The 13,691-nt window shown below is 69.7% G+C and carries 9 protein-coding genes and 1 pseudogene; 5 read left to right on the top strand and 5 right to left on the bottom strand.

The genetic code is table 11. From position 1 onward, the window contains the following. Positions 1-10 precede the first annotated feature (10 nt). Entirely contained in the window at positions 11-1,834 is a 1,824-nt protein-coding gene (locus STRTUCAR8_RS29235) for a PhoX family protein (RefSeq protein WP_086025818.1), read from the bottom strand. A gap of 244 nt (positions 1,835-2,078) precedes the next feature. Beyond that, positions 2,079-4,235 (bottom strand): peptidoglycan recognition protein family protein, encoded by a 2,157-nt coding sequence (locus STRTUCAR8_RS48495; protein WP_006379697.1) that lies wholly within the window; start codon positions 4,233-4,235, stop codon positions 2,079-2,081. Positions 4,236-4,364: 129 nt separating this feature from the next. Here STRTUCAR8_RS48495 and STRTUCAR8_RS29225 point away from each other — a divergent pair, with 129 nt between their 5' ends. Continuing rightward, on the top strand, positions 4,365-5,414 hold the full coding sequence (locus STRTUCAR8_RS29225) for an ArsR/SmtB family transcription factor (protein WP_006379702.1): 1,050 nt from the start codon (positions 4,365-4,367) through the stop codon (positions 5,412-5,414). A 104-nt stretch (positions 5,415-5,518) separates the two neighbouring features. Here STRTUCAR8_RS29225 and STRTUCAR8_RS29220 read toward each other — a convergent pair whose 3' ends face one another. After that, positions 5,519-7,021: a SulP family inorganic anion transporter gene (locus STRTUCAR8_RS29220; RefSeq protein WP_006379696.1), complete on the bottom strand. Its 1,503-nt coding sequence runs from the start codon at positions 7,019-7,021 to the stop codon at positions 5,519-5,521. 373 nt (positions 7,022-7,394) lie between these two features. Between STRTUCAR8_RS29220 and STRTUCAR8_RS29215 the strand changes: the two genes are divergently transcribed. From STRTUCAR8_RS29215 to STRTUCAR8_RS50395, 3 genes and pseudogenes are all read left to right on the top strand, one after another. Then, complete coding sequence (locus tag STRTUCAR8_RS29215) at positions 7,395-7,805, top strand: MerR family transcriptional regulator (protein ID WP_044473097.1); 411 nt, start codon at positions 7,395-7,397, stop codon at positions 7,803-7,805. Positions 7,806-8,182: 377 nt separating this feature from the next. Further along, entirely contained in the window at positions 8,183-9,493 is a 1,311-nt protein-coding gene (locus STRTUCAR8_RS29210) for an MFS transporter (protein ID WP_006379703.1), read from the top strand. Between the two features lie 74 nt (positions 9,494-9,567). Continuing rightward, positions 9,568-10,565, top strand: a pseudogene (locus STRTUCAR8_RS50395) (IS5 family transposase). 74 nt (positions 10,566-10,639) lie between these two features. Here STRTUCAR8_RS50395 and STRTUCAR8_RS29195 read toward each other — a convergent pair. Beyond that, positions 10,640-11,929 carry an MFS transporter gene (locus tag STRTUCAR8_RS29195; protein ID WP_006379705.1) on the bottom strand — a complete coding sequence of 430 codons (1,290 nt, stop codon included), beginning with the start codon at positions 11,927-11,929 and terminating at the stop codon, positions 10,640-10,642. A 212-nt stretch (positions 11,930-12,141) separates the two neighbouring features. Here STRTUCAR8_RS29195 and STRTUCAR8_RS29190 point away from each other — a divergent pair, with 212 nt between their 5' ends. Next, positions 12,142-12,507 carry a hypothetical protein gene (locus tag STRTUCAR8_RS29190; protein WP_006379701.1) on the top strand — a complete coding sequence of 122 codons (366 nt, stop codon included), beginning with the start codon at positions 12,142-12,144 and terminating at the stop codon, positions 12,505-12,507. Positions 12,508-12,524: 17 nt separating this feature from the next. On the opposite strand, the gene STRTUCAR8_RS29185 is transcribed toward STRTUCAR8_RS29190, so the two are convergent. Continuing rightward, positions 12,525-13,691 (bottom strand): hypothetical protein (locus STRTUCAR8_RS29185; protein WP_006379704.1); only part of this gene is annotated, 1,167 nt, incomplete at its 5' end.

The following is a 13,691-nucleotide window of genomic DNA, read 5'->3' as shown; positions in this document are numbered from 1 at the left end:
CAGGGGCGGTTCAGACGCGGCTCGTGCGCTGGACCGCGACGGTTGCCGAGCGGGGCGGACCGCCCACGGGGAGGCCGGGCCAGTTGCTGGTCGTGGGGTGCTCACCGGGGTGCTGGACGTTCACGAACAGGGTCCGGCCGTCCGGGGTGGCGGACACACCGGTGATCTCCGCGCCGCGCGGGGCGGTGAGGAAGCGGCGAACCGTGCCCGTGGTGGTGTCGGCGGCCAGCAGGGCGTTGTTCCCTGCGGCCTCGTGGACCGGGTCGGGGCCGTTCAGCCGGTGGCCGGAGATGCCCGTGGAGACCCACAGGGTGCCGTCCGTGCCGAACCACAGGCCCTTGGGCGAGGCGAACAGACCGTCGGGCGTCAGCCCCGGGTCACCGGCCGTCAGGAATGTCTCCCAGCGGAAGGTGTGGGCAAAGCCGTCGCCTCCGCTCGGGTTGTCCTCACGCCAGCGCAGTACCCGGCCGTACGGGTCGGCCGCCCGGCCGTGTTTCCGGGCCGCCCCCGAACCTGGCAGTGCCTGGCTCGCGCAGGTCGCGTCGCCCGAGCTGTTGGCCAGCGCCAGATAGACACGTCCGTCGGCCGGGCTGACCGCGACCCGTTCCGGGCGGCCGAGCCGCGTGGCGCCCAGGGCGTCGGCGGCCAGCCGGGCCCGGACCAGGACGTCGGCCTGGTCGCGCCAGCCCGCGGCGCGGGTGAGGGGGCCGGTGCCATGGGTGAGTGGCAGCCAGACGCCGGTGCCGTCGGGCGCGATCCGGGCCACATGGAGTGTGCCGTGGTCCAGCGGGCTGCGGCCCCGGGCACGCAGGCCGCGCCAGGTGTCCGAGCTGACGTACTTGTACAGGTACTCGCCGTCCTCGGCGTCGGTGCTGTGGACGACCACGCGGCCGGCGGCCTCGGTGACGGTGGCTCCGCCGTGCATGAAGCGGCCGAGCGCGGTGCGCTTGACCGGGACGGACGACGGGTCGTGGGGGTCCAGCTCCACGATCCAGCCGAAGGCGTCGGGCCGGGCCGTCGCCGATGCCAGGTCGAACCTTGGATCGGTGCGGTGCCAGGGGTGGCCGAAGCCGGAGGCGGACAGGTCGTAGCGGATGTCCGTCTCGGTACGGCGCCAGGCGGAGTCGTCCGTACCGAAGTACGCGTTGAAGTTCTCCTCGGCGGCCAGGAAGGTGCCCCACGGGGTGATGCCGTGGCCGGAACAGGCCAGGACGCCGGGGGCCGGGTCGGCGGCGACAGGCCCGGAGAACCGAACGGGGGTGTCGGGTGTGATCCGGCGGTTCTGGGACGCCTCCACGGTGTGCCAGCCGGTTCCGGAACTGCGGACCGCCACGACCGAGATGCCCTGGGCGGCCCGTGTGCCGGAGCCGGAGGACTCGTGGTTGATCACCAGCAGCCCACGGCGGTTGCCTGCGGCGCCTCTCGCCAGAGGGAGGAAGTGCAGGCCGTGATGGTGGCTGCCGACCCGGCCGGCCTGGAGGGGCAGACCCCAGGGAGCCAGAACGCTGGTCGCGAACCCGTCGGGCACCATGACCGTGTCCGCCTTACTCGCGGCCACCGCGCCGAAGCTCGCCGCCCCGAACGGCCCGCTGCCCGTGGACAGCGCGGCCGCACGGGACGCCGCCCCGAGCCCCAACAACCCCCGGGGGGCCACAGCACCCCCGGCGAGCATCCGCCGACGGGACGGGCCGAGGGGCCTGGGGGCGGGGCCGACCGACGGCGCCGCGATGCCGCGCGGGAAGCCGCCCGCCGGGTGCGGTACGGGGTCACTGGCCGACTGCCGCGCCGAGGACGAGGCCGTGTCCGGAGGCGGATTCCCCGCTCCGGACCGCATCGCACCCCCGGCTCCGGCGTGCGCCGGTCTCGCAGAATCGGCCCGCACCGGCGCCCCCTCCCGGCTTGCGTCGAATGCCCGGCCCCGCTCCCCTCCGAACTGCCCGCCCCCGTCTCCGCGGAACTCCGAGCCCCGGCCCCTGCCGGACGACTCCCTGCCTCGACTTTCGACAAACCCTTGACCCCGGTCTCCACCGAACCCCCGGCCTCGTTGTTCCTACGTCTGTTCTCGGTGTCGTCGGGCATCAGAACCGCCCCTGGTTGAGGGCCGTCTGGAGGGCCCTGGTCGTGCCTGCTCCCCAGCCGCCGTCGACCGTGAGGCCGGCGCCGATCATGCGGTTCAAGTGTGTCTGCAGGGCTCGCACCGAGGCCGCGCCGAAGTCGCCGTCGACCACCAGCGCGCTGCCGGACCAGGTGTTGAGGTGCTGTTGCAGGGCGCGTTTGGACGCCGGACCCCAACTGCCGTCGTCCGCTACGCCGATCGCCCGCTGGGTCGCGGCGATGGTGGCCGGACCGAACTCGCCGTCCACCGTCAGTTGTCCGCCGTCCGAGTAGGCCACGTACGCCCCCTCGGTAGCGGGACCCCACATGCCGTCCGCCGTCGTGCCGACCTTGGTCTGGAGCCAGCGCACGCCCGTCTCGGTGAGCGGGCCGAAGACGCCGTCGACCGTGAGAGGCGGGTTGTGGCCCAGCTCGTTCACCGCGTGCTGCTGGGACTCGACCGAGCGAACGGTCGTCAGGCCGCCGCCCGTCTCCCCGGACGACCCGGTGTACGCCACGTACGCCGCCTCGGTCGCCGAGCCCCACATACCGTCGGCCGCCACGCCGACCCGGGTCTGGAGCCAGCGGACACCCGCCTCCGTGGCAGGGCCGAAGCTGCCGTCGACCGTGAGCGCGGGGCTGTAGCCGAGGCCGTTCACCGCCCGCTGCTGCGAGGCGATAGACCGGACCGTGGACAGCCCGCCGCCGCCCCCCTGCCCGATGTACGCCTTGTACGCCGCTTCCGTGTTCGGCCCCCACAACCCGTCAGCCGTGGCACCGACCCGGGTCTGGAGCCAGCGCACTCCCGCGTCGGTGCGCGGGCCGAAGCTGCCGTCGACGTCCAGCGGCGGGCTGTAGCCGAGCCCGTTGACCGCGCTCTGCTGTGAGGCGATCGACCGTACGGTGGTCAGGCCGCCGCTGGATCCGTCGCCCGGCGGGAGACCGTCGTACACCGGCTCACCTCCCACGATGGGGATGGTGGTGCCCAAAAGCCCGGACAGGACCCAGCTGCGCAGGGCGGCGCCGGGACAGTCGGTGTTGCCGATCGCCCCGTGATAGGTCGCGGACAGCGAGTGCCCGGTCATCTCGATCCAGTGGAAGTACAGGCTGCGGATGGAGTTCATCGACGCCTGCGTGGCGTCCCCGTTGCGGCCGATGAAGCACACCCCGATGTGCGTGGTGTTGTAACCCGTCGCGTGCGCACCCTCGTTGGCCCAGCCACGGCCTTCGAAGACGCGGCCCTCCGTGTCGACGAGGAAGTTGTAGCCGATGTCCCACCAGCCGTTGGAGTCCATGTGGTAGTTCTGGATCGCCCGTACGGTCTGGGTGCTGGGGGCCGCCGAGTAGTGCACCGCGAACCCGGTGCGCGCGGACGTCGGGACCGTCACCTGACTGACCGGCGGCCGGGCTCCCCATTGCGCGCGGGAGACGATCTGGAGCTGGTTCGGAATGCCGTCGTCGGGAATTCCGGGATCGATGGCCGACCCGATCCGAGCATAGGGGAGCAGCTTTCCCGGGCAGTCCGTGTCATATCCCTGGGAATGCGGGAATATGTTTGGTCCGCCTTTTTTGTCCGCGGTGACATCGGTGCGCAGATACTGGATCAGATTTCTGATCGCGGTCAGCATCGCGGAAGTCGGCTGGTCGTCGCCTCTGAGTAGTGCGCAGATAGAGTAAAAGGCCGCGTTCCGGCCGATCGCGCCGTAGACCGGCACCCAGACATGCCCTGCGGGGACGTTTCCCGAGGCCGGCGAATCGCCCCCGTTGGCCTCGCCGCGCTCCCGGCCACGGCCTTCGTAGATCCTGCCGTGCGGGCAGACGAAGTAGTTGTACCCGCAGTCCCCGTCCGCCTTGCTGTACATGTCCGACCAAGCGTCGGCGACATCCGCCGCGCACTCCGTCTCGTTGTCGAGGTCGGAGGATCCGCCGCCCCGGTAGTGGATGAAGAACCCCCCTCGCCATGGGGTCCACGCCCGGGTGGAGGGCTGCGGAGGAGCCCCCACCTCCTTGATCAGCTGAGCGGCCGCCGCCTCGTACTGCATGGTCGATCCCAGCAATTTCCTGGTGATGATCACCGTGCCCCTGAATGTGTCAGGGGTGTGGGCCGCCCACGTGCTTCTGAGCAGAATCTCGATGGCCAAGGCGGTAATTCCTTCCGGGGGACGGGCACCCGCCGGACCTGGCGTGTGGTGTCAACGATTGCCCGGACCCCGGCCGTGGGCCATGCTTTTGCGGCTGAGTGCAAAAGCTCAGCTCACAGAGGGGAGAACATGGCGCTCCGTATACATTTCACCGAGGTCGACCTGGCGAGAACCAGATTGGCCAGAGGACCCGACCCGCTCTGGGAGGTCGCCGCGAGCCTGCACCGCCTCCAGTCCAGCCACGGCCGCTGGGCCTACGCCGACTGGTACCGCACGGCACGGGGCGCGGTACGGGAGCGGGGGCTGGAACGTCCTCTTCGCGAGACGCTCCTGCGGTTGTATCCGAGGGCCGCGTACTTCCCGGACTTCCTCACGCCGCCACAGACGGCGGGCGGCGGTCCGGACGGCAGCCTGGACAGTGGGCTCGACGCCATCCTGGCCACCGAGCCCCGGCGCGTCGCGGAGGAGATGGGCCTGCTGCTGCGGCGGCGGACCGTCGGATCCCCGTCCGGGGCGTCGCGCCGGGCCGAGCTCGCGGAGTTACCGGAGCGCAAGGCGCTGGTGAGCCTGCTGCGCGCCTACCACGAAACGGTCATCGCGCCCCACGGGGACCGGATGGAGGCGCTGATCGAGGCCGAGCGCACGGCACGCCTACGAGCCCTCCTGGACGGCGGCGTCGAGGGGATGCTGGCCGGCCTCGGGCCGATGATGCGCTGGCAGCGACCCGTCCTGCACGTCACGTATCCGGTGGAGGACCGGGATCTCCACCTCGACGGGAGGGGCCTGATCCTCGTCCCGTCGTACTTCTGCTGGGGTGCCCCGGTCAGTCTCGCCGACCCCGGACTGCCGCCGGTCCTGTGCTATCCGGTGCTCCACGAGCCACTCGCCCCCGTCGGAGAAGGCCTGGACACCCCATCCGGGAGGCCCCTGACGGACCTGTTGGGGCGGGCCAGGGCCGCCGCCCTGCACGCCGCGGCGGCCGGTGCCACCACCGGCGAGATCGCCCGGTTCGCGGGTGTCTCCGCGTCCTCGGCCAGCCGGCACGCGACCGCGCTGCGCAACGCCGGTCTGATCACCACCACCCGGCAGGGTGCGACGGTCCTTCACACGCTGACCCCGGTCGGGGCGGCCATGCTCCGCGCGGCCACGCGCGGTCCGGTCGGCCGACATCCGCGATGACCGTCGTACGGCCAGGACGTCCTCGATGCCCAAGCCGCCAAGTGGGACCGCGCGCGTCAGCCGGATACCCAGGTACGGCGGAGGCGCCTCCCGGCCGGGGTGACTCAGTGACTGGCGAGTTCACCGGTGAGCTTGCCGTGCAGGTGCGCGCTGGGGTCGTTGAGGCCGGTGATCTCGACAGTCTTTCCGCGCTGGCCGTACTTCGTCTCGATCGCGTCCAGGGCGGCGACGGAGGAAGCGTCCCAGATGTGTGCGGCGGACAGATCGATGACCACATGGTCGGCTTCGGTGGCGTAGTCGAACCGGCCCACGAGGTCGTTGGACGAGGCGAAGAACAACTCGCCGGTGACCCGGTAGACCACCGTCGTACCGTCGGGTCCGGTCACGGCGGTGACGTCGGCGAGGTGTGCGACCCGCTTGGCGAAGATGACCATCGCGGTGACCGAACCGACGACGACGCCGATGGCGAGGTTGTGGGTGGCGACGACGAAGCCGACCGTGACGACCATGACGGTGATCTCGCCGACGGGCATCCGCCTGAGGGTCCTGGGGGCGAGGGAGTGCCAGTCGAAGGTCGCGAAGGACACCATGACCATGACGGCGACCAGGGCGGCCATGGGGATGTCGGAGACGACCGGACCGAAGACGATGCACAGCACCATGAGGAACGCGCCGGCGAGGAAGGTGGACAGACGGGTCCGGGCGCCGGACACCTTCACGTTGATCATCGTCTGCCCGATCATGGCGCAGCCGCCCATACCTCCGAAGAACCCGGTCACGATGTTGGCGATGCCCTGGCCGATGGACTCGCGGGTCTTGGAGGAGCGCGTGTCGGTGATGTCGTCCACCAGCTTGGCGGTCATCAGTGACTCCATCAGCCCGACCAGCGCCATGGCGAAGGCGTACGGCGCGACGGTGGTCAGCGTGTCGACGGTGAACGGTACGTCCGGCAGGCCCGGCACCGGCAGCGAGGACGGCAGTACGCCCTTGTCGCCCACGGTCGGCACCGCGATGCCCGCCGCGACGGTGATGACGGTGAGGATGACGATGGACACCAGGGGCGCCGGGATCACCTTCGTGACCCTCGGGAAGTACACCATCAGGGCGAGGCCGCCGATGATCAGCGGATACACGGCCCAGGGCACGTTCCGCATCTCCGGCACCTGCGCCAGGAAGATCAGAATGGCGAGCGAGTTCACGAAGCCGACCATCACGGAGCGGGGGATGAACCGCATCAGCTTCGCCACCCCGAGTGCGCCGAGCGCGATCTGGAAGACGCCGGCGAGGATGACAGCGGCGACCAGGTAACCGAAGCCGTGTTCACGGTTCAGCGGTGCGATCACCAGCGCCACGGCCCCCGTCGCGGCCGAGATCATCGCCGGGCGCCCGCCCACGACGGAGATCACCACAGCCATGGTGAACGAGGCGAACAGACCGATCGCCGGATCCACTCCAGCGATGACCGAGAAGGAGATCGCCTCGGGAATCAGCGCGAGCGCGACGACGAGGCCCGCCAGGATCTCGGTACGCCACACCTTCGGATCGGACAGCCAGTCGGGGCGCAGGCCACGCAGCCGAGCGGCGGGAGACAGAGCGGAAGAGGACAAGGAAGCAGGCACCTGTCGTACTCGGGCACGCCCTGTCGAAGCAGTTCGGGGCGGGCGGGAACGGGTGGGCGGGCCAGGACGGCATCCCACGGATGGCCCGAGGAAGGCGGACCGGAGCCTTCGGCGAGGCGGACGCTGACGTCAGCTGGACCTGTCCTTCACGCAGCGGCACGCGGCCGGGCGCGTCTTCAGGAGCAGCGCGTTCGGATCCTCGCCGGGGGCGTCGTCGACCCCGACACGGCAGCGGTGCGGCCAGCCGATCTCGCCGCCCGCGACTCTACCCTAACGTTAGAGTAGGGATGGAAAGTCCCATCGGAGCGGCAGCACCAGGCACACCACGAAGGGCCAGGCCACGGGCGTGCACGACAAGCACATGCAAATCGGGGAAGTAGCCTCGCGCACAGAGTTGTCCCTGCGCACCATCCGCCACTACGAGGAAGCCGGACTCGTCGCCCCCTCGGCCCGTTCCCAGGGCGGCTTCCGCCTCTACACCGAGACCGACGTCGCCCGCCTGATGGTCATCCGCCGTATGAAACCCCTCGGCTTCACCCTCGACCAGATGCGCGACCTGCTCGACGCCACCGACCGCCTTGACTCGGACACCGCGCTCGCCGGTGCCGAGAGGGAGGCGCTGCTGGATCGCGTACGAATGTACGAACAGGCTGCCACCGAGCAGGTGGAGAGGCTTCGCGTCCAACTCGCCCGTGCGCAGGACTTCGCGGCCACACTCAACGCCCGTCTGGAACACGACGCGGCGCGGAACACCTCTCCCGAGCGGACCTGACCGGTCACCAGCGGGCCCAACCGGCCCTGGGCGCAGGTCTGTACCGTTGCTGGTCAGGGCCCATATACGTGGCGGCTGCCGGGTGTACGGCGAAACGTGAGGGCCCCGGCGGACGGTGCGCCGGGGCCCTCGTTCAGGCGGCCGGTCTCAGATGGTTACCGTGTGATCACGAACCGGTAGCGCGCATACGGACGCGGGTCGGCGATCCGGTCCACATCCAGCGGACCCGACCTCGCGAGCGCGACAGGGGCGGGGGAAGATGCGACAGCGGGCTCGGGACACTGCACTGTTACCCACCCACGACCCAACACCCCACCTGCACAGAGAACTTGAAGCCGCACCGTAAGGATCGCCGGCGCCACCAGGGAGTCCGCAGCATGACCCGCATCACGCAGCCCCTCAGCGGGTCGGCTGCAGTCGACGACGCAGCACAAAGCGTCACGCGCCCGTTCTACGTATACGCCGTGCTCGTCAACACGCTGTTCCAGCGCGGCGTATTCGTCCTCTTCCTCTATGCGCGAGGCTTCTCCGTCGGGCAAGTGGCCCTGCTGCAGACATTGCTCTACCTGGTCAGCGGACTCGCGGAGTTGCCGACGGGAGTCATCGCCGACCGAATAGGCAGGCGTGCCAGCATCGTGATCGGTCAGCTGCTGATCGCTGGATGTCTGCTCGGTCAGGTGGCGTTCGCCAACTACTGGGTGTTCCTGGCGCTGTTCGTCGGGCAGGGCGTGGGCATGGCATGTGTGTCCGGTTCGGACACCGCTCTGCTGTACGACCTGCTCGTGCGTCGGGGCGCGACGGCCGGCTACGTCAAGATCAAGTCCCGGTTCACCATGCTCGGGACGGTCACCTCGGGAGCAGCCATCGTCCTCGGCGGCCAACTGCAGCGGATTTCCTGGGGGTTCGTCTACGTCGGTTCGGCGGTGTGCCTCGTCCTGGCCGTGGTGGTGCTGATGTCACGGGTGCCCGAGATCCGCGGCGCGGACGCGGTGGACGAGCAGGACGGAACCGAGGAGGAGCACCGCGACGCCACGGCATGGCGGGCGATGCTTCGGGTCGCCACGCCGGCGCTCGTGACGCTTGTCGTGGTGTCCGGATTGATGCATGCGACGTTGACGCCGTACATCATTTTCACCCAGAAGACCCTCTCCGACCAGGGTGCGGGCACCGCACTGGTCAGCGTTGTCATATCGGCGGGATTCTTCGCCGGCGGGCTCACTCCGCTGCTGTCGGCCCGCGCGAACCGGCTCATCGGGTACCGGGTCATCGTCCCGGTGTCTCTCCTGACGCTCGCCGCGGCACTCGTCCTGACCGGCCTCGGTCTTGCCTGGGTCACCATCGCCGCTTTCCTGGCCCTGGTCGGCATTCCCGAGATCACCGCCGTGATCGTGGACAACGTGTTCAACGAGGCCGTGCCGTCGCGCCATCGGGCGAGCCTGCTGTCGATGATCGCATTCGTCGAGTCGGCGCTCATCGGCATCGGCTATCTCGTCCTCGGCGTGCTCATGGACGGGCTGGGTTCCAGTGAGGGCATGGCCGCCTACGCCGCGGTCCCCCTGCTGGCATGTCTCCTGTGGCTCCCGGTGCTCTTCCGAAGGACACCTGTGACCACCGAGACCGAGAAACCCGGTGTTGTCGACCGGCTCACCTTCGGCGGAAACATCATCGAGACCGGCAGCGACTCCTAGGGCCTGTTCCAGGTTCGGATCATTGGTTTGGGGATTCGCCGGTGCCGGGTGGCTGGGCCTGGTAGTTGTCGAGGGTGGCGCGTGGTGATCTCTCTGATGCCGAGTGGAAGTTGGTCGAGCCGTTCTTGCCTGTGGGCGAGCGCGGCCCGGTCCCTGACCTGCGGAGGCTGTTCAACGCCGTGATGTGGCGGTTCAGGGCCGGGTGTCCCTGGCGGGACGTGCCTGAGGAGTACGGCTCCTGGTCGACCGTCTACGGCGCGTTCCAGCGCTGGGCGGTGGCCGGGACCTTCCGGACGCTGATGGAGGGGATGATCGCCGAGGCGGCGGCCCGCGGACAGGTCGATCTCGACCTGGTCAGCGTGGATTCCACGGTCGCCCGCGCTCATCATCACGCGGCGGGAATGGCCGTCGATCCCGAACTGCTGGACGAACTGGAGAAGGCCGTCACCGAGGAAAAGGGGCTTCTCGAAAGGGCCGAAGTACGTCGATAGTGCCGCTGGACGAGGACGGCGACGACGTGGCGCGCGAGGAGCGGCGGCGTTTGCGGCGACGGCGCAGAGCCCGGCTCCGCGCGGCTGAACTGGGCCGTTCCCGGGGCGGACTGACCACCAAGACCCACCTCGCGGCCGAACGCCGGTGCCGGCCGCTGTCGTTCATCGTCACACCGGGACAGGCCGCCGACAGCCCTCGCTTCGTCCCGGTACTGGAGGGCATCAAGGTGCGTGGCCCGGTCGGACGCCCGCGCACCCGGCCAGGCGCCGTCGCGGCGGACAAGGCTTACTCCTCCCGCGCCAACCGCGCCTACCTGCGGCGACGCCGCATCCGCGGCGTCATCCCGGAGAAGACCGACCAGGCCGCCAACCGCAAGAAGAAGGGCTCGCGTGGCGGCCGCCCGGTCGGTCACGATCCGGATCTGTACAAGGACCGCAACACCGTCGAACGCTGCATCAACAAGATCAAGGAGTGGCGGGGCCTTGCCACCCGCTATGACAAGACCGCCACCAGCTACCTCGCTGGACTCCACTTACGCGGTGCCGTGATCTGGATCCGCAGCCTCCAACCCGCAACATGATCCGAACCTAGAACAGGCCCTAGCGCCGCGCAAGCACCAGAGCAGCCCCGGCCAAGAATGCCGCCGCGAGCTGATCAGTCCTTGCGCTCCCCGGCAGCGGCTTCGGGGCTGTGCCGTGTCAGGTCGGTCGACGCGGGACCGAGTTCGTCGGAAGTACGGGCCCTGCGGGTGGGAGAAACCGCCAGCGCGAGTGCCTGGACGACTGCACCGGACAGTCCGATCCACAGGGCGAAGCGATAGCTGACCTGGTCGGCGAGTACGCCGCCAAGTGGTGCTCCCACCGCTACCGTTCCCCAGTTCATCGAGCGGATCGTCGCGTTCATCCGCCCGCGCAGCCGGTCGGGTGTCACCGCCTGGCGGTAGCTCATCTCGACCGGGCTTTCGATGCCGATGGCCAGGGACACGAGGAAGTAGGCGAGCGACACGGAGGCAAGCGCCCACGTTCCACGCTCGGCCAGGACCAAAGGCAGCCAGCCGACGGCGGCGAGCAGGCGAAAGGCGATCAGAGTGGCGCCGACGTCCAGTCTTCTGGCCACGCGCCCGGAGAGCGCGCCGCCGAGGAGCATCCCGACGCTCGCGCAGGCGTAGGTGATCCCCAGGCCGAACGCCCCGATCTTCAGGCTGTGCAGGGCGAAGACCACGAAGACCGTGCTCACCATGCTGTTGAAAAGGAGCATCGCGTGCGAGGTCAGGGCGATGGATGCCAGCGTGCGATGCCGGTAGACCCATGCCACGCCCTCCCGCAGCTCGCTGCCCAGACTGCGCCGTGCACCTCGATCGGAGACGGGGTCGGGTGCCTTCACCGAAGCGAGCAGCAGGCCTGATACCAGATAGGTGAGGGCGTCCACCAGCACGGCAAACGGTGCTCCCATGATTTTGATCAGTACCCCGGCGATCAGCGGGCCGGTCGAGCCGGCCACCGCGTCAGCCTGTTGCACGCGGGCGTATCCCGCGCTGAGCAGCTCCTTCGGGACCAGCTGAGGCACATATGACTGGCTCGCCGCCTCGAACAGCAACGACAGCACCCCGAACGCGAAGACGAACACGCACAACGCGGGGATGGTGAGCCCGTCCAGCGCGTACAGCACCGGTATCGCACCGAGCAGAGCCGCCCTTCCGAGATCCGTGGCGACCATCATCGGCTTGCGCCGCCAGCGGTCCACCAAGACCCCGGCTATGAGTCCGAAGAGCAGATACGGAACCCAGCGGGCGGCATTGACGATGCCGACCTCGGTGGCAGAAGCGCTCAGCGCCACGGCGGTGAGTATCTGCAGGGCCAGCCCCGTGACCTGCGAACCGAAAGCAGACACAGCCGAGGCGGTCCAGAAACGTACGTACCCAGGAACTTCCACCAGGCGCGGCATGACCGGACCGTACCAGTGAAGATCACCGACAGGCGATGTCGGAACAGGTCACCCAACAACGCAGGATGCGCCAGTGTTGTCGGCTCTCATCGACATTTCCCAGCGATCTGATCGTCAAGCGGTGCACGGTCATCCTCACTCCGCCACCGTTTCCTGGAAACGCCGTTTCACATACTGACGGGACATCAGGGCAGATAGTTCAAATCGCTCCTGTGGAAGGCGGCGGCCATGGTCAAGTCGCCGCCTTCGACGCCGCGCCCGGATTCGGCTCCGCCCTGGTGGGCTCGGTCGGCCCGCTGGGCGCCCCGTTCTTCCTCGCCCGCGACCTTCTACGCGGCGCCTACGTCGGCACCCAGGCCGCCTCCGCGGTGGTGATGTACCTGACCAAGCTGATTGCCTTCGCCGCTGCCGCGCAACCGACCGCCTCCGGCGCGCTCATCGGCCTGGCCCCTGCCGACACGGCGGGTGCCTGGGCCGGCAAGAGGATCGCCGACCGGCTGCCCGCCCACGTCTTCGTCCTCGTGGTGGAGGCCGGCCTCATCACCTCTGGCCCCCTGCTGGTCATCACCGGCGGCTGATCGCCCCGTACGACGACCTACAGCAGTCCCCCCAGCGGCAGGACGCGCTCGGCGAGCCGGCCGCGCAACATTCCATGGTCGGTGTCGGCTTCGGTGAACCAGTCGGCGGTGACCAGCAGTTGGGCGTGTTCGGCGACCTGTTCGGGTGACAGGGCGGTGAACGCGGCGGCCTGGTCCAGATGGATTCCGTCGTCCTCGGTGTTTCCGAGGCGGCCGTCGGGGCGGGTGTGGGCGGCGGCGTACAGGGCCAGGAGCCGGGTGGCGGCGCCCAGCTTCTTCTTGCGGATCTTTCGGTCACCCACGATCTTCTGAGCCCAGCCGGACAGCTTCGCGCGGGTGGTCTTGCCGAAGGCGAACGGGCGGATCTGCTCGGGCAGCAGGGTGGGGACGGTGATCGCGGCGGGGTTCTCGGAACGGGAGGCCATCACTTCGGCGACGGTGCCGGGCAGGATCATCCAGTCCGCCTCGACCAGCCGCTGAAGCACCTCTTCGGCATCGTTCGGCAACCAGCCGGTGAGATCCTGGCCGGTGATGTTCCCGGTGCCGGCGCGCGCGGACCGGAGGGTGAGCATCAGCACGGCCAGGCGCGCCTCGGCCTCCGGAAGCGGGCAGTGGGTGGCGACGTGGTCCAGCACCGTACGTGCGTGCACGGCCTGTTGCCGGGTCAGCAGCCGCTCCACGACCGGCTCATCGCCGACGGGCGGCCCGCCGCGGTTGGCGTGCATCTCTCGGGTGGTCTGCGCGGCCGTCTCGGCCCGGTGCGCCTCCTGACGCAGGGAATCGTCGCCACTCACGTCGGCCCACAGAGCGAAGGCGCGGGCCTTGCGCTCGTGGAGTTCGGCGAGGACGGCGAGGTCGGGCTCGGGGCGCTGCTGGTAAGCGCGGAACTCGTCCCCGAGTTCGATGAGTTCCAGCCGCAGGACATCGGGTTCGAGGTACTGCGGCACGATCCGCTGCGCGATCTTCCCCCACCGTTTCGGCTGCCGGGTTGTCCTGCGCGGTGAGGCCGCACGGGCAGGGGGCACCGACGCGGGTGTGGCGGCCGGTGCGGACGCGGTACTGGTCGTGGGGGAGGGGCCGTGGTCGGAGAAGACCGCCGCCACACCGTCTCCCGCCGTGCCGCCGGCCGGCTTTCGCGCCGCCGGGTCCGGCCGGACGGGGCTGGTGCGGGCCGGGGGCGGCGC

This window comes from Streptomyces turgidiscabies Car8 (assembly GCF_000331005.1).
GTDB classification, from domain to species: domain Bacteria; phylum Actinomycetota; class Actinomycetes; order Streptomycetales; family Streptomycetaceae; genus Streptomyces; species Streptomyces turgidiscabies.
Note: the sequence above shows the minus strand (reverse complement) of the source record. Positions and strands in the feature narration are given on the sequence as shown.

Bases quoted from the DNA above. Each gene is read 5' to 3' on its own strand.
- STRTUCAR8_RS29235 (WP_086025818.1), bottom strand. From the start codon at position 1,834: ATGCGGTCCGGAGCGGGGAATCCGCCTCCGGACACGGCCTCGTCCTCG.
- STRTUCAR8_RS29225 (WP_006379702.1), top strand. From the start codon at position 4,365: ATGGCGCTCCGTATACATTTCACCGAGGTCGACCTGGCGAGAACCAGA.
- STRTUCAR8_RS29215 (WP_044473097.1), top strand. From the start codon at position 7,395: ATGCAAATCGGGGAAGTAGCCTCGCGCACAGAGTTGTCCCTGCGCACC.
- STRTUCAR8_RS29210 (WP_006379703.1), top strand. From the start codon at position 8,183: ATGACCCGCATCACGCAGCCCCTCAGCGGGTCGGCTGCAGTCGACGAC.
- STRTUCAR8_RS29195 (WP_006379705.1), bottom strand. From the start codon at position 11,929: ATGCCGCGCCTGGTGGAAGTTCCTGGGTACGTACGTTTCTGGACCGCC.